Origin of the sequence: Sorangium sp. So ce385 (assembly GCF_051474135.1) — a bacterium.
Classification (GTDB): Bacteria; Myxococcota_A; Polyangia; order Polyangiales; family Polyangiaceae; genus Sorangium; species Sorangium cellulosum_D.
The window spans coordinates 8,320,282-8,340,852 of record NZ_CP150337.1 but is presented as its reverse complement, the minus strand read 5'-3'; the positions used below and the strand labels follow the sequence as shown (position 1 = coordinate 8,340,852).

4 protein-coding genes (1 of these 4 only partly in view) are annotated in these 20,571 nt (G+C 71.9%); all 4 read left to right on the top strand.

Annotated features, from left to right (window positions below; genetic code table 11):
- Positions 1 to 439: 439 nt before the first annotated feature.
- Positions 440 to 4,705 carry a type I polyketide synthase gene (locus WME83_RS30285; protein ID WP_437313183.1) on the top strand — a complete coding sequence of 1,422 codons (4,266 nt, stop codon included), beginning with the start codon at positions 440 to 442 and terminating at the stop codon, positions 4,703 to 4,705.
- Entirely contained in the window at positions 4,702 to 8,949 is a 4,248-nt protein-coding gene (locus WME83_RS30280; RefSeq protein ID WP_437313182.1) for an amino acid adenylation domain-containing protein, read from the top strand. Before WME83_RS30285 ends, WME83_RS30280 begins: the two co-directional genes overlap by 4 nt.
- 181 nt (positions 8,950 to 9,130) lie before the next feature.
- Positions 9,131 to 14,635 (top strand): type I polyketide synthase, encoded by a 5,505-nt coding sequence (locus WME83_RS30275; RefSeq protein ID WP_437313181.1) that lies wholly within the window; start codon positions 9,131 to 9,133, stop codon positions 14,633 to 14,635.
- On the top strand, positions 14,632 to 20,571 hold the beginning of the coding sequence (locus tag WME83_RS30270) for an SDR family NAD(P)-dependent oxidoreductase (RefSeq protein ID WP_437313180.1). Its footprint extends 16,506 nt past the window's final position; the window shows 5,940 of its 22,446 coding nt (coding positions 1-5,940); the start codon lies at positions 14,632 to 14,634; its stop codon lies off the right edge, out of view. Before WME83_RS30275 ends, WME83_RS30270 begins: the two co-directional genes overlap by 4 nt.

Sequence of the window (20,571 nt, the reverse complement as noted above, 5' to 3'; positions counted from 1 at the left end):
ACGTGCGATGTCACGTGACATCGCACGTTGACGACGGCTCCACGGCGGACCTCCTACGCATATTGCCGGGATCTCCTGCGGCGAGACATGTGGCCTAGGGATTGCAACTGACTCTCTCGCCGTCTCTGATGGATCTGTAGCCATGCAGCTCGCTTGCTGGCGCTCGCCATGGGTTTGATGCACGCGCTTCGGCGCTCCTCAGGTCGCGGCGCAGAGCTGTCAACATGGCTTCTCAATTTGGGCGGACATTGGGTCTTTATGGGCAACGTATCCGCAAGACGTGAACGTATCGGTAGGGTGCAAACGCCGAGGAGCTCCCGCGCACACCGCGGGCGCCGCTCGAGTGAGCGCGTGGTTCGGTGTGCGCGAGGAGCCTGCGGCTCGGCCGACGGACGTAGCGATGTTTACGCGCGGATCATCCGCTGAGGATGCGCCCGTCGTGGCGGATCGTCCCGTCGAGGGCGCAGCCGAGGATCCGATCGCGATCATCGGAGCGGGCTGCCGCCTGCCCGGCGGCGTGGTCGATCTGAGCGGGCTCTGGACGCTGCTCGAGGGCTCGCGGGACACCATCCAGCAAGTCCCCGCCGAACGCTGGGACGCGGCAGCGTGGTTCGATCCCGACCCCGACGCCCCGGGGAAGACGCCCGTCACGCGCGCCTCTTTCCTGAGCGACGTCGCCTGCTTCGACGCCTCCTTCTTCGGCATCTCGCCTCGCGAAGCGCTGCGGATGGACCCTGCGCATCGACTCTTGCTGGAGGTCTGCTGGGAGGCGCTGGAGAACGCCGCGATCGCTCCATCGGCGCTCGCCGGTACGGAGACGGGGGTGTTCATCGGGATCGGCCCGTCCGACTATGAGGCCGCGCTGCCGCGAGCGACGGCCTCTGCGGAGATCGACGCTTACGCCGGGCTGGGGACGATGCCCAGCGTCGGAGCGGGCCGAATCTCGTACGCCCTCGGGCTGCAAGGGCCGTGTGTCGCGGTGGATACGGCCTATTCCTCCTCGCTCGTGGCCGTTCACCTTGCCTGTCGGAGCTTGCGCTCCCGGGAGTGCACCACGGCCCTGGCGGGCGGGGTATCGCTGATGCTGTCGCCGAGCACCCTCGTCTGGCTCTCGAAGACCCGCGCGCTGGCCAGGGACGGCCGCTGCAAGGCGTTCTCGGCGGAGGCCGACGGGTTCGGGCGGGGTGAAGGGTGCGGCGTCGTGGTCCTCAAGCGGCTCAGCGCGGCCCGCGCGGACGGCGATCGGGTATTGGCGTTGATCCGAGGATCCGCGATCAATCACGACGGCGCGAGCAGGGGCCTGACCGTGCCGAACGGGAGCTCCCAGGAAGCCGTGCTGAGACGGGCCCTGGCGGACGCAGGCTGCGCCGCGTCTTCGGTGGGCTATGTCGAGGCGCACGGCACGGGCACGCCCCTCGGCGACCCCATCGAAATCCAAGCTCTGAATGCGGTGTACGGCCTCGGGCGAGATGTCGCCACGCCGCTGCTGATCGGGTCGGTGAAGACCCACCTCGGCCATTCCGAGTATGCGTCGGGGATCACTGGGCTGCTGAAGGTCGTCCTGTCCCTTCAGCACGGGCATATCCCTGCGCACCTCCACGCGCAGGCGCTGAACCGCCGAATTTCATGGGGTGATCTTCGGTTGGCCGTCACGCGCGCCCAGACCCCGTGGCCGGACTGGAACACGCCGCGACGGGCAGGGGTGAGCTCGTTCGGCATGAGCGGGACCAACGCGCACGTGGTGCTGGAAGAGGCGCCCGAGGCGACGTGCGCGCCGCCGGCGCCGGAGCGATCGGCAGAGCTGCTGGTGCTGTCGGCCAGGACCGCGGCAGCGCTGGATGCGCAGGCGGCGCGGCTGCGCGACCACCTGGACATCCACCCGGAGCTGAGCCTCGGGGACGTGGCGTTCAGCCTGGCGACGACGCGGAGCGCGATGGAGCACCGGCTCGCGGTGGCGGCGACGTCGAGCGAGGGGCTGCGGGCAGCGCTGGACGCCGTGGCGCGGGGGCAGACGCTGCCCGGCGCGGCGCGCGGTATCGCCAGCTCCTCACGCGGCAAGCTGGCCTTCCTCTTCACCGGACAGGGGGCGCAGACGCCGGGGATGGGCCGCGGGTTGTACGAGGGTTGGCCCGCGTTCCGCGAGGCGTTCGACCTGTGCGTGGGGCTGTTCGACCGAGAGCTCGACCGGCCGCTCCGCGAGGTGATGTGGGCCGAGCCCGCCAGCGCCGACGCCGCGCTGCTCGACCAGACAGCCTTCACCCAGCCGGCGCTGTTCACCTTCGAAGTTGCGCTCGCCGCGCTCTGGCGGTCGTGGGGCGTGGAGCCGGAGTTGATCGCCGGCCATAGCATCGGTGAGCTGGTGGCCGCCTGCGTGGCGGGCGTGTTCTCGCTCGAGGACGCGGCGCGCCTGGCGGCCGCGCGCGGGCGCCTGATGCAGGCGCTGCCGGCCGGCGGGGCGATGGTGTCGATCGCGGCGCCGGAGGCCGATGTGGCGGCCGCGGTGGCGCCGCACGCAGCGTCGGTGTCGATCGCCGCGATCAACGGTCCGGACCAGGTGGTCATCGCGGGCGCCGAGCGAGCCGTGCGTGCGATCGCGGCAGCGCTCGCCGCCCGCGGGGCGCGAACCAAGCCGCTCCGCGTCTCGCACGCGTTCCACTCACCGCTCATGGCCCCGATGCTGGAGGCGTTCGCTCGTGTGGCCGAGTCGGTGAGCTACCGGCCGCCGTCGATCGCGCTGGTCAGCAATCTGAGCGGGGAGCTGTGCACGGGCGAGGTGACCTCGCCGGGCTACTGGGTGCGCCACGCGCGCGAGGCGGTGCGTTTCGCCGATGGAGTGAGGGCGCTGCATGCGGCCGGCGCGGGCACCTTCGTCGAGGTAGGTCCGAGATCGACGCTGCTCGGCCTGGTGCCTGCCTGCCTGCCGGACGCCAGGCCGACGCTGCTCGCGTCGTCGCGCGCCGAGCGTGACGAGCCGACGAGCGTGCTCGAGGCGCTCGGCGGGCTCTGGGCCGTCGGCGGCCCGGTCTCCTGGGCCGGCCTCTTCCCCTCGGGTGGCCGGCGGGTGCCGCTGCCCACGTACCCCTGGCAGCGCGAGCGCTACTGGCTCGCCGCGAGCGCCAGCGACGCGGCGCGCGGCGACCGCCGCGCTCATGGAGCGGGTCGCTTCGAGGGCGAGGAGGGAGGCGCGCTGCGCGGCGCCGAGCGGCGCAGCGCTCGGCTGGTCCATCCGCTGCCCGAGAGCGGACGCCGGGAGACGGTCGAAGCTGCCGGCGACCGTCCGTTTCGGCTGGAGATCGACGAGCCAGGCGAGCTGGATCGCCTGGCGCTCCGGGTCACGGAGCGGCGCGCCCCTGGCCCAGGCGAGGTCGAGATCGTCGTCGAGGCGGCGGGCCTCAGCTTCTTCGATGTCCAGCTCGCGCTGGGCATGACGCTCGACGATTGGCCGGGAGGGCCCACCCCTCTGCTGCTGCTCGGAGGCGAGTGCGCCGGGCGCGTCGTCGCCGTGGGCGAGGGCGTGGACGGTCTTGGGGTGGGCCAGCCGGTCATCGCCCTCTCTGCGGGAGCGTTGGCGACCCACGTCACCACGTCGGCTACGCTGGTGCTGCCTCGGCCTCAGGCGCTCTCGGCGACCGAGGCGGCCGCCATGCCCGTCGCGTACCTGACGGCATGGTACGCGCTCGACAGAATAGCCCGCCTCCAGCCGGGGGAGCGGGTGCTCATCCACGCCGCGACCGGCGGGGTCGGCCTCGCCGCGGTGCAATGGGCGCAGCACGTGGGGGCCGAGGTCCATGCGACGGCCGGCACGCCCGAGAAGCGCGCCTACCTGGAGTCGCTGGGCGTGCGGTATGTGAGCGAATCCCGCTCGGACCGGTTCGTCTCCGACGTGCGCGCGTGGACGGGCGGCGAGGGAGTCGACGTCGTGCTCAACTCGCTCTCGGGCGCGCTCATCGACAAGAGCCTCGAGCTCCTGCGACCGCACGGCCGGTTCGTGGAGCTCGGCAAGCGCGACTGTTACGCCGGTGGCCAGCTCGGGCTGCGGCCGTTCCTGCGCAACCTGTCCTTCTCGCTGGTGGACCTGCGGGGGATGATGCTCGAGCGGCCGGCGCGGGTCCGCGCGCTCTTCGAGGAGCTGCTCGGCCTGATCGCGGCTGGCGTGCTCACCCCTCCCCCCATCGCGGCGCTCCCGATCGCCCGTGCCATCGATGCGTTCCGGAAGATGGCGCAGGCGCAGCATCTCGGGAAGGTCGTGCTCACGCTGGACGACCCGGAGGTCCAGATCCGCGTTCCGACCCAGGCCGGCGCCGGCCTGTCCGCCGGGGATCGGGACCTGCGCGAGAGGCTCGCGTCCGCCGCGCCGGCCGCGCGCGCGGCGGCGCTGGAGGCGTTCCTCCGTACGCAGGTCTCGCAGGTGCTGCGCACGCCCGAGACCAAGATCGACGCGGAGGCCCTGTTCACCCGCCTCGGCATGGACTCGCTCATGGCCGTGGAGCTGCGCAATCGTATCGAGGCGAGCCTCAAGCTCAAGCTGTCGACGACGTTCCTGTCCACGTCCCCCAATATCGTCTTGCTGACCCGAAACCTGCTGGACGCTCTCGCCACCGCTCTCTCCTTGGAGCGGCTGGCGGCGGAGAGCCTGCGGGCAGACGTGCACGATGCCCCCGTCTCGCCCGGCGCAGGCCACGACTGCGAGATCATTACCCTATGACGATCAATCAGCTTCTGAACGAGCTCGAGCACCAGGGCATCAAGCTGGCGGCGGACGGGGAGCGCCTCCAGATCCAGGCCCCCAGGAACGCCCTGAACCCGGCCCTGCTCGCCCGGATCTCCGAGCACAAAAGCACGATCCTCACGCTGCTCCGGCAGAGGCTCCCCGCAGATGCCGTGGTGCCTGCCCCAGCCGAGCGGCACGCTCCATTCCCTCTCACGGACATCCAAGGAGCCTACTGGCTGGGTCGGACAGGAGCGTTTACGGTCCCCAGCGGGATCCACGCCTATCGCGAGTACGACTGCACGGACCTCGACGTGCCGAGGCTGAGCCGCGCCTTTCGGAAGGTCGTCGCGCGGCACGACATGCTCCGGGCCCACACGCTGCCCGACATGATGCAGGTGATCGAGCCAGAGGTCGACGTCGACATCGAGATCGTCGATCTGCGCGGGCTCGACCCGAGCACCCAGGCAGCGAGGCTCGCGTCGTTGCGAGATGCGATGTCCCACCGCATCTACGACACCGAGCGCCCTCCGCTCTATCACGTCGTCGCCGTCCGGCTGGACGAGCGGCAGACCCGCCTCGTGCTCAGCGTCGATCTCATCAACGTCGACCTGGGCAGCCTGTCCATCCTCTTCAAGGACTGGCTCTGTTTCTACGAAGATCCCGAGGCCTCGCTCCCCGTCCTGGAGCTCTCGTACCGCGACTATGTGCTCGCGCTGGAGTCCCGCAAGAGGTCCGAAACGCACCAGCGATCGATGGATTTCTGGAAGCGGCGCATCGCCGAGCTCCCGCCTCCGCCGACGCTCCCGATGAAGTCCGATCCGTCGACCCTGAAGGAGATCCGCTTCCGGCACGCGGAGCAGCGGCTGACGCCGGACTCCTGGAGGCGGCTCAAGCAGCGCGCCGGGGAGCGCGGGCTGACCCCGACGGGCGTCATCCTGGCCGCGTTCTCCGAGGTGATCGGGCGCTGGAGCGCGAGCGCCCGGTTCACGCTCAACATAACGCTCTTCAACCGGCTCCCCGTCCACCCGCGCGTGAACGAAATCATCGGGGATTTCACGTCGATGGTCCTCCTGGACATCGACACCGCTCGCGACGAGAGCTTCGACCAGCGCGCCAAGCGTATCCAGCAGCAGCTGTGGGAGGCGATGGATCACCGCGACGTGAGCGGCATCGAGGTCCAGCGAGAGGCCGCCCGGGTCCTGGGGATGCGCCGAGGCGCCTTGTTCCCCGTGGTCCTCACGAGCGCGCTCAACCAGCAGGTCGACGGCATCAGCTCGCTGCGGCGGCTCGGCGCCCCGGTCTACGCCGTCACGCAGACGCCTCAGCTGCTGCTGGATCATCAGCTCTACGAGCAGGACGGGGCGCTGGTCCTCGTGTGGGACATCGTCCAGGATGTGTATCCCGACGAGCTCTTGAGCGATATGTTCCACGCTTACGAGCAGCTCCTGCGCGACCTGGCCGACGGCGACGGCGCGTGGACGGAAGCGCCGCCCGTGCTGCTGCTGCCGCCGGCACAGCGGAGCAAGCGCGAGTCCGCCAACGCGACCGAAGGGCCGATCCCCGAAGCGCTTATCCACGAGATGTTCATGCGAAAGGCGGCCGCGCACCCGAACAGCCCTGCGGTGATCACGTCGAGCGGCCTACTCACCTACAAGGACGTGGACCGCCTCTCCAACCGGCTCTCGCGCCGGTTGCGCGCGGCGGGCGTGCGGCCTGACCACCTGGTCCCGATCGTCATGGAGAAGGGGTGGGAGCAGGTCGTCGCCGTGTACGGGGTGCTCAAGGCCGGCGGGGCTTACGTGCCCGTGGATGCGAGCTCTCCCGAGCATCGCCTTCGCTTCCTGATCCAGAACAGCGAAGCTTCCGTCGTCCTGACCCAGTCGAAATACGTCCATGGATTGTCCTGGCTCGATGGTCCGGCGCTGATCTCGGTCGATGAGAGCGAGGCGGGCGACGACGACGAGCTACCGCTCGAGTCGGTCCAGGGGCCGCGCGACCTCGCGTATGTCCTTTATACGTCGGGCTCCACGGGGCAGCCGAAGGGGGCGATGATCGAGCACCGCAGCGTGATGAACCGAATGAGCGAGGTCGCGGAGCGCTTCGGGCTGCGGGCGGAGGACCGAGCGCTGGCGCTCTCGGCGCTCCACCACGATCTGTCCGTCTTCGACCTCTTCTGCGTGCTGTCGCTCGTCGGCGGGGCGATCGTCTTGCCCGACGCCGATCGGGTGCGGGATCCAGCGCACTGGGCCGAGCTCATGAGGGAGCACGGCGTGACGCTGTGGAACTCCGTCCCGGCGTTCATGCAGATGCTCGTCGAGCACCTGGAGGACGCGACGAGCCGCGGCGAGCCGGCGCCGGCCTCCTTGCGGTGGGTCATCCTCTCGGGAGACTTCATCCCCGTGGCGCTCCCGGATCGGCTGCGCTCGTTGATCAGCGGGGTCGCGGTCATCGGCGCCGGAGGCCCGACGGAGACCACGGTGTGGGACATCTGTTACCCCATCGAGGAGGTGGACGCGGCCTGGAACAGCATTCCTTACGGGCGGCCGATGAGGAACGCCACGTACCGCGTGCTGAACGAATCGCTGGAAGAATGCCCGGAGTGGGTCCCCGGTGAGCTGTTCATCGGGGGTGCCGGCCTGGCGCGGGGCTACTTCCGGGACGACGAGAGGACGCGCGCGAGCTTCATCCTCCACCCCAGGACCGGAGAGCGGCTTTACCGCTCGGGGGACCTCGGGCGATGGCTCCCGGACGGGAACATCGAGATCCTGGGTCGACGAGATCTGCAGGTGAAGATCCGGGGCCACCGCATCGAGCCCGGGGAGATCGAGGAGGTGCTCAAGCAGCATGCGGGGGTGCGGGACGCGGTCGTCCTGGCCACGGGGGACAGCGCGGTGAACAAGCACCTCCTGGCCTTCGTGGTCCGCCGGGGCGAGCGGGAGCCCGCGCGATCGGCGACGCCGACCGACGCCGGGGCCGTCGCGCCGGGAGCGCTCGTCGCCAAGGCAGGCGGGCTGAGCGACAGCGAGAAGGTCGAGTTCAAGCTCGCCCGACACGGGCTCCGGAGCGATCGGAACAGAGCGCCCGTCATCGGCCTGCCCAGGCCCGATCCACGGGAGGCGGCGCTGGAGGCTTACGCGCGCCGCCGCAGCGTCCGAACGTTCCTCGAAGAGACGATTTCGTCCTCCGACTTTGGCCGATTCCTGAGCTGCTTGAGCAGCGTGGACCCCGACGGCGCGGCCCTCCCCAAGTTCCGTTACCCCTCGGCTGGCAGCACGTATCCGGTGCAAACCTACGTCTATGTCAAGGCCGACCGCATCGAGGGGGTGGACGAGGGTTTCTACTATTACCACCCGCGTGAGCATCACCTGCTGAAGCTGTCCAGCCACGAGCTCGAGCGCGGAGCGCACGTGCCGCACAATGTCGGCGTGTTCGACGAGGCGGCGTTCGGCCTCCTGTTCGTGGGGAAGCTCGACGCCATCGAGCCGCTGTACGGCTCGTCTGCGCGGGACTTCTGCGTCCTGGAGGCAGGGTACATGGGGCAGCTCCTGATGGAGCACGCGCCTTCCTGCAACATCGGCGTCTGCCCGGTGGGCCAATTCGATTTCGAGCAGGTCCGGCCGGCTCTCGACCTGGGGCGTTCGGACGTTTACGTGCACGGCATGCTGGGTGGGCGGGTAGACCCGCGGCAGTACCAGGTCGGCACGCTGGGCCAGGAGCCCTCCCCGAGGCGCGTCACGACGCGCGGCGCCCCTCCTGGCCACGAGGAGCGCTTCGCCGATCTCCTGCGCGACTTCTTGAGGACCAAGCTGCCGGAGTACATGGTGCCATCGGCCTTCGTGGAGCTCGACGCGTTGCCTCTGACGTCCAACGGCAAGGTCGATCGCAAGGCCCTGCGCGAGCGGAAGGATACGTCGTCGCAGCCGCCTCCGGAGCACATGGCGCCGCGGGACGCCCTGGAGGAGATCCTCGTCGCGGTCGTGCGGGAGGCGCTCGGGCTGGAGGTGGTTGGGCTCGAGCAGAGCTTCTCCGAGCTTGGCGCGACCTCGATCCACATCGTCCGCATGAGGAGCCTGCTGCAGAAGAGGCTGGACAGGGAGATCGCCATCACCGAGCTGTTCCAGTACCCGAGCATCGGCGCGCTGGCCTCCGGCTTGCGCCGAGGGTCGAGAGATTCGATCCAGCGGCCGAGCATGCAGGATCGACTGGAAGCTCGTCGCAGGGGCAGGAGGCGCGGCTGAAGGGGCGCCTGAGAGGGCGAAAGCCGCTGCGGATGCGTTGAGGCGTGGAGAGGAGCCAGGCTCCCCTGCCGGCGCCGGCCGCCCGTCGGTGCCTCCGGGCTGGCAGCGCCCCGCCAGGGCTCGTCCGATCGCGGGGGGCGCGTGATGACGTATCGTTCGAACGCTGAGGAGTGATGAGCCCATGGAAGAGCAAGAATCCTCCGCCATCGCCATCATCGGCATGTCGGGCCGATTCCCTGGTGCGCGGGGTCTGGACGAGTTCTGGAGGAACCTCCGAGACGGCGTGGAGGCCGTGCAGCTCTTCTCGGAGCAGGATCTCGCGGCCTCCGGAGCCGACCCCGCGCTGCTGCTGGATCCGAGCTACGTCCGGGCGGGCAGCGTGCTGGAAGACGTCGACCGGTTCGATGCTGCCTTCTTCGGGATCAGCCCGCGCGAGGCGGAGCTCCTGGATCCGCAGCACCGCATCTTCATGGAGTGCGCCTGGGAGGCGCTGGAGAACGCCGGATACGACCCGACGGCCTACGAGGGCGCTATCGGCGTGTACGCCGGCGCCAACATGAGCTCCTACCTGACGTCGAACCTCCACCAGCACCCGGCGATGATGCGGTGGCCAGGCTGGTTTCAGACGTTGATCGGCAACGACAAGGATTACCTCGCGACCCACGTCTCCTACAGGCTGAACCTGAGAGGGCCGAGCATCTCCGTTCAAACCGCCTGCTCCACCTCGCTCGTGGCGGTTCACATGGCGTGCATGAGCCTGCTGGACCGCGAGTGCGACATGGCGCTGGCCGGCGGGATCACCGTCCGGATCCCCCATCGCGCCGGCTATGTCTATGCCGAGGGGGGCATCTTCTCTCCCGACGGCCATTGCCGGGCCTTCGACGCCAAGGCGAACGGCACGATCATGGGCAACGGCTGCGGGCTCGTCGTCCTGAAGCCGCTGGACCGGGCGCTCGCCGACGGGGATCCCGTCCGCGCGGTCATCCTCGGGTCCGCCACGAACAACGACGGCGCGAGGAAGATCGGGTTCACGGCGCCCAGCGAGGCAGGCCAGGCGCAAGCGATCGTGGAGGCGCTCGCGCTGGCGGGGGTCGAGGCCCGGTCCATCCAGTACATCGAGACCCACGGGACCGGCACGCTGCTCGGAGACGCCATCGAGATCGCGGCGTTGCGGCGGGTGTTCGGTCGCGACGCTTCGGCCCGGAGGTCTTGCGCCATCGGCTCCGTGAAGACCGGCATCGGACACCTCGAATCGGCGGCCGGCATCGCCGGCTTGATCAAGACGGTCTTGGCGCTGGAGCACCGGCAGCTGCCGCCCAGCCTGAACTTCGAGTCCCCGAACCCCTCGATCGATTTCGCCAACAGCCCGTTCTACGTCAATACCTCGCTGAAGGATTGGAATGCCGGCTCCGCTCCGCGGCGGGCCGGCGTCAGCTCGTTCGGGATCGGCGGCACCAACGCGCATGTCGTGCTGGAGGAGGCGCCCGCGGCGAAGCGGGTCGCCGCGGCGCCGGCGCGCGCTGCCGAGCTCTTCGTCGTATCGGCCAAGAGCGCCGCGGCGCTGGATGCCGCCGCGGCGCGGCTACGAGATCATCTGCAGGCGCGCCAGGAGCTCTCGCTGGGCGACGTGGCCTTCAGCCTGGCGACGACGCGCAGTCCGATGGAGCACCGGCTCGCGGTGGCGGCACCGTCGCGCGAGGCATTGCAGGCGGCGCTCGACGCCGCGGCGCAGGGGCAAACCCCGCCGGGCGCGGTGCGCGGCCGCGCCTCCACCGGCGGCGTGCCGAAGGTGGTCTTCGTCTTTCCCGGCCAGGGCTCGCAGTGGGCGGGCATGGGCCAGGAGCTCCTCGCCGAGGAGCCCGTCTTCCGGGAGGCGCTCTCGGCGTGCGACCGGGCCATCCAGGCGGAAGCGGGCTGGTCGCTGCTCGCCGAGCTCGCCGCCGAGGAGGCCACCTCGCAGCTCGGGCGCATCGACGTGGTCCAGCCGGCGCTCTTCGCCGTTTCGGTGGCGCTCTCGGCGCTGTGGCGGTCGTGGGGCGTGCAGCCGGACGCGGTGGTGGGCCACAGCATGGGCGAGGTCGCGGCCGCGCACGTCGCAGGCGCCCTGTCGCTCGAGGACGCCGTGACCATCATCTGCCGGAGGAGCCGGCTGCTGCGCCGGATCAGCGGCCAGGGCGAGATGGCGGTCGTCGAGCTGTCGCTCCCCGAGGCCGAGGCGGCGCTCCGGGGCTACGAGGACCGGCTGAGCGTGGCCGTGAGCAACAGCCCGCGCTCGACGGTGCTGTCGGGCGAGCCGGCAGCGCTCTCGGAGGTGCTGGCGGCACACGAGGCGAAGGGGGTGTTCTGCCGGCGCGTGAAGGTCGACGTCGCCAGCCACAGCCCGCAGGTCGACCCGCTGCGAGAGGACCTCCTGGCGGCGCTGGGCGCGCTCCGGCCGCGCGCGGCCACGGTGCCGATGCGCTCGACGGTGACGGGCGCCATGGTCGCGGGACCGGAGCTCGGCGCGAGGTACTGGGCGGACAACCTCAGGCAGCCGGTGCGCTTTGCCGAGGCGGTACAAGCGCTGCTTCAAGGCGGCCACGGGCTCTTCGTGGAGATGAGCCCGCATCCGATCCTGGCGACCTCGGTCGAGGAGATGCGGCATGCGGCGCAGCGGGCGGGCGCGGCGGTGGGCTCGCTGAGGCGGGGGCAGGACGAGCGGCCGGCGATGCTGGAGGCGCTGGGGGCGCTCTGGGTGCATGGCTACCCCGTACCCTGGGGGCGGCTCTATCCCGCGGGGGGGCGGAGGGTGCCGCTGCCGACCTATCCCTGGCAGCGCGAGCGGTACTGGATCGAAGCGCCGGCCAAGAGCGCAGCGGGCGGTCGCCGCGGTGTTCCTGCGGGCGGTCACCCGCTGCTCGGTGAAATGCAGACCCTGTCGACCCAGACGAGCACGCGGCTGTGGGAGACGACGCTGGATCTCGGACGGCTTCCGTGGCTCGGCGACCACCGGGTGCAGGGAGCGGTCGTGTTCCCGGGCGCGGCGTACCTGGAGATGGCGCTTTCGTCGGGGGCCGAGGCCTTGGGCGATGGCCCATTGCAGATCACCGACGTGGAGCTCGCCGAGGCCCTGGCCTTCGCGGGCGACGCGGCGGTGCTGGTCCAGGTGGTGACGACGGAGCAGCCGTCGGGACGGCTGCAGTTCCAGATCGCGAGCCGGGCGCCGGGCGCCGGCCACGCGTCCTTCCGGGTCCACGCTCGCGGCGCGTTGCGCCGGGCCGAGCGCGACGAAGCCCCGGAGGGGCTTCCGCTCTCCGCCGTGCGCGCCCGGCTTCGGGCCAGCGTACCCGCCGCGGCCGCCTACGCGGAGCTGACCGAGATGGGGCTGGAGTACGGCCCAGCCTTCCGGGGGATCGTCGAGCTATGGCGGGGCGAAGGCGAAGCGCTGGGGCGGTTGCGCCTGCCCGAGGCGGCCGGCTCCGCAGCGGAGTATCGGTTGCATCCTGCGCTGCTGGATGCGTGCTTCCAGGTCATCGGCAGCCTCTTCGCCGGCGGCGGCGAGGCGACGCCGTGGGTGCCCGTGGAGGTGGGCTCGCTGCGGCTCTCGCAGCGGCCTTCGGGGGAGCTGTGGTGCCATGCGCGCGTCGTGAGCCACGGGCACCAGACCCCCGATCGGCAGGGCGCCGACTTCTGGGTGGTCGACAGCTCGGGGGCGGTGGTCGCCGAGGTCCGCGGGCTCGTGGCGCAGCGGCTCTCGGGAGGCGCGCGCCGGCGCGAAGAAGACGATTGGTTCCTGGAGCTCGCGTGGGAGCCCGCGGCGGTCGGCGCGGCCAAGAACAACGCGGGCCGGTGGCTGCTCCTCGGCGCGGGCGGCGGGCTCGGCGCCGCGTTGCGCTCGAGGCTGGAGGCTTTCGGCCATGCCGTCGTCCACGCGGCAGAGGACATGACGAGCGCTGCCGGGGTACGCGCGCTCTTGGCAGAGGCCTTTGGCGGTCAGGCTCCGACGGCGGTGGTGCACCTCGGCAGCCTCGACGGAGGGGGCGAGCTCGCCCCGGGGCTCGGGGCGCAAGGCGCATGGGACGAGCCCCGGAGCCCCGACGCCGCGACCGATGCCCTCGAGGCGGCGCTGGTACGTGGCTGCGACAGCGTGCTCTGGACCGTGCAGGCCCTGGCCGGCGTGGGCTTTCGAGACGCCCCGCGCTTGTGGCTCTTGACCCGCGGCGCTCAGGCCGTCCGCGCCGGCTTTGTTTCCGTGGCGCAGGCGCCGCTGCTGGGGCTGGGCCGCGTCATCGCCATGGAGCACGCGGATCTGCGCTGCGCTCGGGTCGACCTCGATCCAGCCCGGCCCGAGGGGGAGCTCGATGTCCTGCTGGCCGAGCTGCTGGCCGACGACGCCGAGGAGGAAGTCGCGTTGCGCGGCGGCGAGCGACGCGTCGCTCGGCTCGTCCGCCGGCAGCCCGAGGCCCAGCCCCGGGAGAGGGTCGAGCGCGGCGCTCCGGCAGAGTCCGGCGTCACCCTCCGCGCGGACAGCACCTACCTCGTGACCGGCGGTCTGGGTGGGCTCGGCCTGAGCGTGGCCGGATGGCTGGCCGAGCGCGGCGCTGGTCACCTGGTGCTGGTGGGCCGCTCCGGCGCGGCGAGCGCGGAGCAACAGGCAGCCGTCGAGGCGCTCGCGGCCCACGGCGCGCGCGTCACCGTGGCGAAGGCAGATGTCGCCGATCGGGCGCAGCTCGAGCAGGTCCTCCGCGAGGTCGCCGCGTCGGGGATGCCGCTGCGGGGCGTCGTCCATGCGGCCGGGGTCTTGGACGACGGGCTGCTGATGCAGCAGACCCCCGCGCGGTTTCGCAAGGTGATGGCGCCCAAGGTCCAGGGGGCCTTGCACCTGCACGCGTTGACGCGCGAAGCGCCGCTCTCCTTCTTCGTGCTGTACTCCTCGGGAGTAGGGCTCTTGGGCTCGCCGGGCCAGGGCAACTACGCCGCGGCCAATACCTTCCTCGACGCGCTGGCGCACCACCGGAGGGCGCAGGGGCTGCCAGCGTTGAGCGTCGACTGGGGCCTGTTCGCGGAGGTGGGTTTGGCCGCCGCGCAGGCAGATCGCGGCGCGCGGCTGGTCTCCCGCGGAATGCGGAGCTTGACCCCCGGCGAGGGGCTGTCCGCCCTGGCACGGCTGCTCGAGGGCGACCGCGCGCAGGTGGGGGTCATGCCGCTGGACCCGCGGCTGTGGGTGGAGCTCTACCCCGCGGCGGCGTCTTCGCGAACGCTGTCGTACCTGGTGACGGCGCATCGCGCGAGCGCCGGCAGGCCAGCCGGCGACCGGGACCTGCTCGGCCGCCTCGCCGCCGCCGAGCCGGGCGCGCGGGGCGGGCTCCTGGAGCCGCTCCTCCGCGCGCAGGTCTCGCAGGTGCTGCGCCTCCCCGAGGGCAAGATCGAGGCGGACGCCCCGCTCACGAGCCTGGGTATGAACTCGCTGATGGGGCTCGAGCTGCGCAACCGCATCGAGGCCATGCTGGGCATCACCGTACCGGCGACGCTGCTCTGGACCTACCCCACCGTGGCGGCGCTGAGCGGGCACCTGGCGCGTGAGACCTGCGAGGCCGCTCCTGGGGAGTCGCCGCACACCACCGCCGACCCTGCTGCCGAGATCGACGAGATGTCGCAGGACGATTTGACGCAGCTGATTGCAGCAAAATTCGAGGCGCTTACATGACTACTCGCGGTCCTACGGCACAGCAGAATCCGCTGAAGCAAGCAGCCATCGTCATTCAGCGGCTGGAGGAGCGGCTCGCTCGGCTCGAACAGGCGAAGCAGGAGCGGACCGAGCCGATCGCCATCGTCGGTATCGGCTGCCGCTTCCCTGGTGGCGCGGACACGCCGGGAGCATTTTGGGAGCTGCTCGACGCCGGGCGCGACGCGGTCCAGCCGCTCGAGGAGCGCTGGGCGCTGGTAGGTGCCGCCCCCGCCGAGGCCGTGCCGCGCTGGGCGGGGCTGCTCACCGCGCCGATAGAGGACTTCGACGCTGCGTTCTTCGGCATCTCGCCTCGGGAGGCGCGATCGCTCGACCCGCAGCACCGCCTCGTCCTGGAGGTCGCCTGGGAGGGGCTCGAGGACGCCGGTATCCCGCCCCGGTCCATCGACGGGAGCCGCACCGGCGTGTTCGTCGGCGCTTTCACGGCGGACTACGCGCGCACGGTCGCTCGGCTGCCGCGCGAGGAGCAAGACGCGTACAGCGCCACCGGCAGCATGCTGAGCATCGCCGCCGGACGGCTGTCGTACACGCTGGGGCTGCAGGGGCCTTGCCTGACCGTCGACACGACGTGCTCGTCATCGCTGGTGGCGGTTCACCTCGCCTGCCGCAGCCTGCGCGCCGGAGAGAGCGACCTCGCGCTGGCGGGAGGGGTCAGCATGCTCCTCTCCCCCGACACGATGGAGGCCACGGAGCGCACGCAGGCGCTGTCGCCCGACGGTCGTTGCCGGACCTTCGATGCTTCGGCCAACGGGTTCGTCCGGGGCGAGGGCTGCGGCATGGTCGTGCTCAAGCGGCTCTCCGACGCGCAGCGGGATGGCGACCGCATCTGGGCGCTCATCCAGGGCTCGGCCATCAACCATGATGGCCGGTCGACCGGGTTGACCGCGCCCAACGTGCTGGCTCAGGAGACGGTCTTGCGCGAGGCGCTGCGGAGCGCCCACGTCGACGCTGGGGCCGTCGGTTACGTCGAGACCCACGGAACAGGGACCTCGCTGGGCGATCCCATCGAGGTCGAGGCGCTGCGGGCGATCGTGGGCCCTTCGCGCTCCGATGGCACGCGCTGCGTGCTGGGCGCGGTGAAGACCAACATCGGCCACCTCGAGGCCGCGGCAGGCGTAGCGGGCCTGATCAAGGCAGCGCTCTCGCTGGCGCACGAGCGCATCCCGAAGAACCTCAACTTCCGCACGCTCAATCCGCGGATCCGGCTCGAGGGCAGCGCGCTCGCGCTGGCGACCGAGCCGGTGCCGTGGCCGCGCACGGAGCGGCCGCGCTTCGCGGGCGTGAGCTCGTTCGGGATGAGCGGGACGAACGCGCACGTGGTGCTGGAGGAGGCGCCGGCGGCGGAGCTCGAGCCTGCCGCGCCGGAGCGCTCCGCGGAGCTCTTCGTGCTGTCGGGGAAGAGCGAGCGGGCGCTGGATGCGCAGGCGGCGCAGCTGCGCGACCACGTGGAGGCCCACCCGGAGCTGAGCCTCGGGGACGTGGCGTTCAGCCTGGCGACGACGCGCAGCGCGATGAGCCACCGGCTCGCGGTGACGGCGACGTCACGCGAGTCGCTGCGCGCGGCGCTGGACGCCGCGGCGCAGGGGCAGACGCCGGCGGGCGCGGCGCGCGGCGTCGCGAGCTCGTCGCGCGGGAAGCTGGCGTTCCTGTTTACCGGACAGGGCGCGCAGACGCCGGGGATGGGCCGCGGGCTGTGCGCCGCCTGGCCGGCGTTCCGGGAGGCGTTCGAGCGCTGCGTGGCGCTGTTCGATCGGGAGCTCGACCGCCCGCTGCGCGAGGTGATGTGGGCCGAGCCGGGGAGCGCCGAGGCGCTGTTGCTCGACCAGACGGCCTTCACGCAGCCTGCGCTCTTCACGGTGGAGGTGGCGCTCACGGCGTTGTGGCGGTGGTGGGGCGTGGAGCCGGAGCTGGTCGTCGGCCATAGCGTCGGGGAGCTCGCGGCGGCCTGCGTTGCGGGCGTGTTCTCGCTGGAAGACGCCGTGAGGCTTGTGGCGGCGCGCGGGCGGCTGATGCAGGGGCTCTCGGCCGGCGGCTCGATGGTGTCGATCGGAGCGCCGGAGGCCGAGGTGGCGGCGGCGGTGGCGCCGCACGCGGGGTCGGTGTCGATCGCGGCGGTCAACGGGCCGGAGCAGGTGGTGATCGCGGGCGCCGAGCAAGCGGTGCGTGCGCTCGCGGCGGGGTTCGCGGCGCGCGGCGTGCGCACCAAGCCGCTGCGGGTCTCGCACGCGTTCCACTCGCCGCTGATGGAGCCGATGCTGGAGGAGTTCGGGCGGGTGGCCGCGTCGGTGACGTACCATCGGCCATCGCTTCCGCTGGTGAGCAACCTGAGCGGCAAGCTGGTCACGGACGAGGTGAGCGCGCCGGGCTACTGGGTGCGCCACGTGCGCGAGGCGGTGCGCTTCGCGGACGGGGTCAAGGCGCTGCACGACGCCGGTGCCTGCACCTTCCTCGAAGTGGGCCCGAAGCCGACGCTGCTGGGCCTGCTGCCAGCGTGCCTGCCGGACACGGAGCCGACGCTGCTGGCGTCCCTGCGCGCCGGGCGCGAGGAGCCTGCGAGCGTGATCGAGGCGCTGGGCGGGTTGTGGGCCGCCGGTGGCTCGGTCCGCTGGGCGGGCCTCTTCCCCGCCGATGCGCGGCGGGTGTCGCTGCCGACCTATCCATGGCAGCGGCAGCGGCACTGGATCGAGGCGCTCCCCGAAGCGCCCGGAGCCACGGCCGCCGATGCGCCGGCGCAGTGGTTCTACCGGGTGGACTGGCCCGAGATGCCCCGCGCATCCGTGGACGCGCAGCGAGCCCGGTCCGGCGGGTGGCTGGTGCTGGCCGACCGGGGCGGCGTCGGGGAGGCGGCCGCGGCGGCGCTTTCGTCGCAGGGGTTTTCGTGCGCCGTGCTCCATGCGCCGGCAGAGATCTCCGCGGTCGCCGAGCAGGTGACCCAGGCGCTCGGTGGCCGCAACGACTGGCAGGGGGTGCTGTACCTGTGGGGTCTGGACGCCGTCGTCGAGGCCGGGGCATCGGCCGAGGAGGTCGGCAAGGCCACCCATCGCGCCACGGCGCCGGTGCTTGCGCTGAGTCAGGCGCTGGGCACAGGGCCGCGCTCACCCCGGCTCTGGATCGTGACCCGAGGGGCCTGCGCGGTGGGCGACGGGCCTGCGATCGCCCCCTGTCAGGCGGCGTTATGGGGCATGGGCCGGGTCGCGGCGCTCGAGCACCCCGCCTCCTGGGGCGGGCTGGTGGATCTGGATCCGGAGCAGAGCCCGACCGAGGTCGAGGCCTTGGTGGCCGAGCTGCTTTCGCCGGACGCCGACGATCAGCTGGCGTTGCGTGGAGGGCGCCGGCGCGCCGCGCGGCTCGTGGCGGCCCCACCGGAGGGAAGCGCGGCGCCGGTGTCGCTGTCCGCGGAGGGGAGCTACCTGGTGACGGGTGGGCTGGGCGCCCTCGGCCTGCTCGTGGCGCGGTGGCTGGTGCAGCGGGGGGCGGGGCACCTGGTGTTGCTCGGCCGGCACGGATTGCCCGACCGGGAGGCGTGGGGCCGAGAGCAGCCGCCCGAGGTGCGCGCGCGCATCGCGGCGGTCGAGGCGCTGGAGGCGCAGGGCGCGCGGGTCACCGTGGCGGCGGTCGACGTGGCCGACGCCGGCGGCATGGCGGCGCTCGTTTCGGCGCTCGAGCCGCCGCTGCGGGGGGTCGTGCACGCCGCGGGTCTGCTCGACGACGGGCTGCTGGCCCACCAGGACGCGGAGCGGCTCGCGCGGGTGCTGCGCCCCAAGGTGGAGGGGGCATGGGTGCTGCACACCCTCACCCGCGAGCAGCCGCTGGACCTGTTCGTCCTGTTTTCCTCGGCGGCAGGCGTCTTCGGCTCGCTCGGCCAGGGCAGCTACGCGGCCGGCAATGCCTTCTTGGACGCGCTGGCGGACCTCCGCCGAGCGCAGGGGCTCGCGGCCCTGAGCATCGCCTGGAGTCTGTGGGCGGAGGGGGGAATGGGCTCGCAGGCGCAGCGCCGCGAGCACGAGGCCTCGGGAATCCGGGCGATGCCGACAGGCGGGGCCCTGGCGGCGATGGAACGGCTGCTCGGTACGCGCACGACGCAGCGCGTGGTCGTACAGATGGACTGGGCCCACGTGGGGGCGGCTCCGCCCGGCGCGAGCCGAGGCCGCTTCTTGGAGCGGCTGGTCACCGCCACGAAAGGGGCCTCCTCCTCGACCGCCCCAGCGCTGGAGCGCTGGCGTAAAGCGTCTGCTGCGGAGACCCGCTCGGCGCTGCACGCGCTCGTGCGCGGCGTGGTGGCCGCGGTGATGGGCTTCACCGACCAGGGCGCCCTCGACGTGCGGCGGGGCTTCGCCGAGCAGGGCCTCGACTCCCTGATGGCCGTGGAGATCCGCAAGCGGCTTCAGGGTGAGCTGGGGATGCCGCTGTCGGCGACGCTGGCGTTCGACCATCCGACCGTGGAGCGGCTGGCGGACTACCTGCTGAGCCAGGTGCTGGACCTGCAGGACCACACCGACGTGCGGAGCATCCGGTCGCCGGCGACCGACGAGCCCATCGCCATCGTGGGCGCCGCCTGCCGCTTCCCGGGCGGGGCCGAGGATCTGGAGTCCTACTGGCAGCTGTTGACCGAGGGCGTGGTGGTCAGCGCCGAGGTGCCGGCCGACCGGTGGAATGCCGCGGACGGGCGCTGCCCCGGTCCGGGAGAGGCGCAGCGCCAGACCTGCGTGACCCAAGGTGGCTTTCTGCGCGAGGTCGACACGTTCGATGCAGCGTTCTTCCGCGTCTCGCCTCGCGAGGCGATGAGCCTCGACCCGCAGCAGCGGTTGCTGCTGGAGGTGAGCTGGGAGGCGCTCGAGCGCGCGGGTCAGGACCCGGACACGCTGCGCGAGAGCCCCACGGGCGTGTTCGTGGGCGCTGGCCCCAACGAATATGCCGAGCGGGTGCAGGACCTCACCGACGAGGCGGCGGGGCTTTACGGCGGCACCGGCAACATGCTCAGCGTCGCGGCGGGGCGGCTGTCGTTCTTCCTGGGCCTGCACGGCCCGACGCTGGCCGTGGATACGGCGTGCTCCTCGTCGCTGGTGGCGTTGCACCTCGCCTGCCAGAGCCTGCGATGGGGCGAGTGCGACCAGGCCCTGGTCGGCGGGGTCAACCTGCTGCTCTCGCCGAGGGCCTTCGCGCTGCTCTCACGGATGCACGCGCTTTCGCCCGACGGGCGGTGCAAGACGTTCTCGGCCGACGCCGACGGCTACGCGCGGGCCGAGGGCTGCGCCGTGGTGGTGCTCAAGCGGCTCCAGGACGCGCAGCGCGACCGCGATCCCATCCTGGCGGTGATCCGGGGTACGGCGATCAACCATGATGGCCCGAGCAGCGGGCTGACCGTGCCCAGCCGTCCCGCCCAGGAGGCGTTGTTGCGCCAGGCGCTGGCGCACGCGGGGGTGCTCCCGGCCGACGTCGATTTCGTGGAATGCCACGGGACCGGGACGGCGCTGGGCGACCCGATCGAGGTGCAGGCGCTGAGCGAAGTGTATGGGCAAGGCCGCCCTGCGGACCGGCCGCTGATCCTGGGAGCCGCCAAGGCCAACCTCGGGCACCTGGAGCCCGCGGCGGGCCTGGCCGGCTTGCTCAAGGCGGTGCTCGCGCTGGGGCACGAGCAGATACCAGCCCAGCCGGAGCTGGGGGAGCTCAACCCGCACCTGCCGTGGGAGACGCTGCCGGTCTCGGTGGCCCGCGCAGCCGTGCCGTGGCCGCGGGGCGCGAGGCCGCGCCGCGCCGGCGTGAGCTCGTTCGGGATGAGCGGGACGAACGCGCACGTGGTGCTGGAGGAGGCGCCGGCGGCGGAGCTCGAGCCTGCCGCGCCGGAGCGCTCCGCGGAGCTCTTCGTGCTGTCGGGGAAGAGCGAGCGGGCGCTGGAT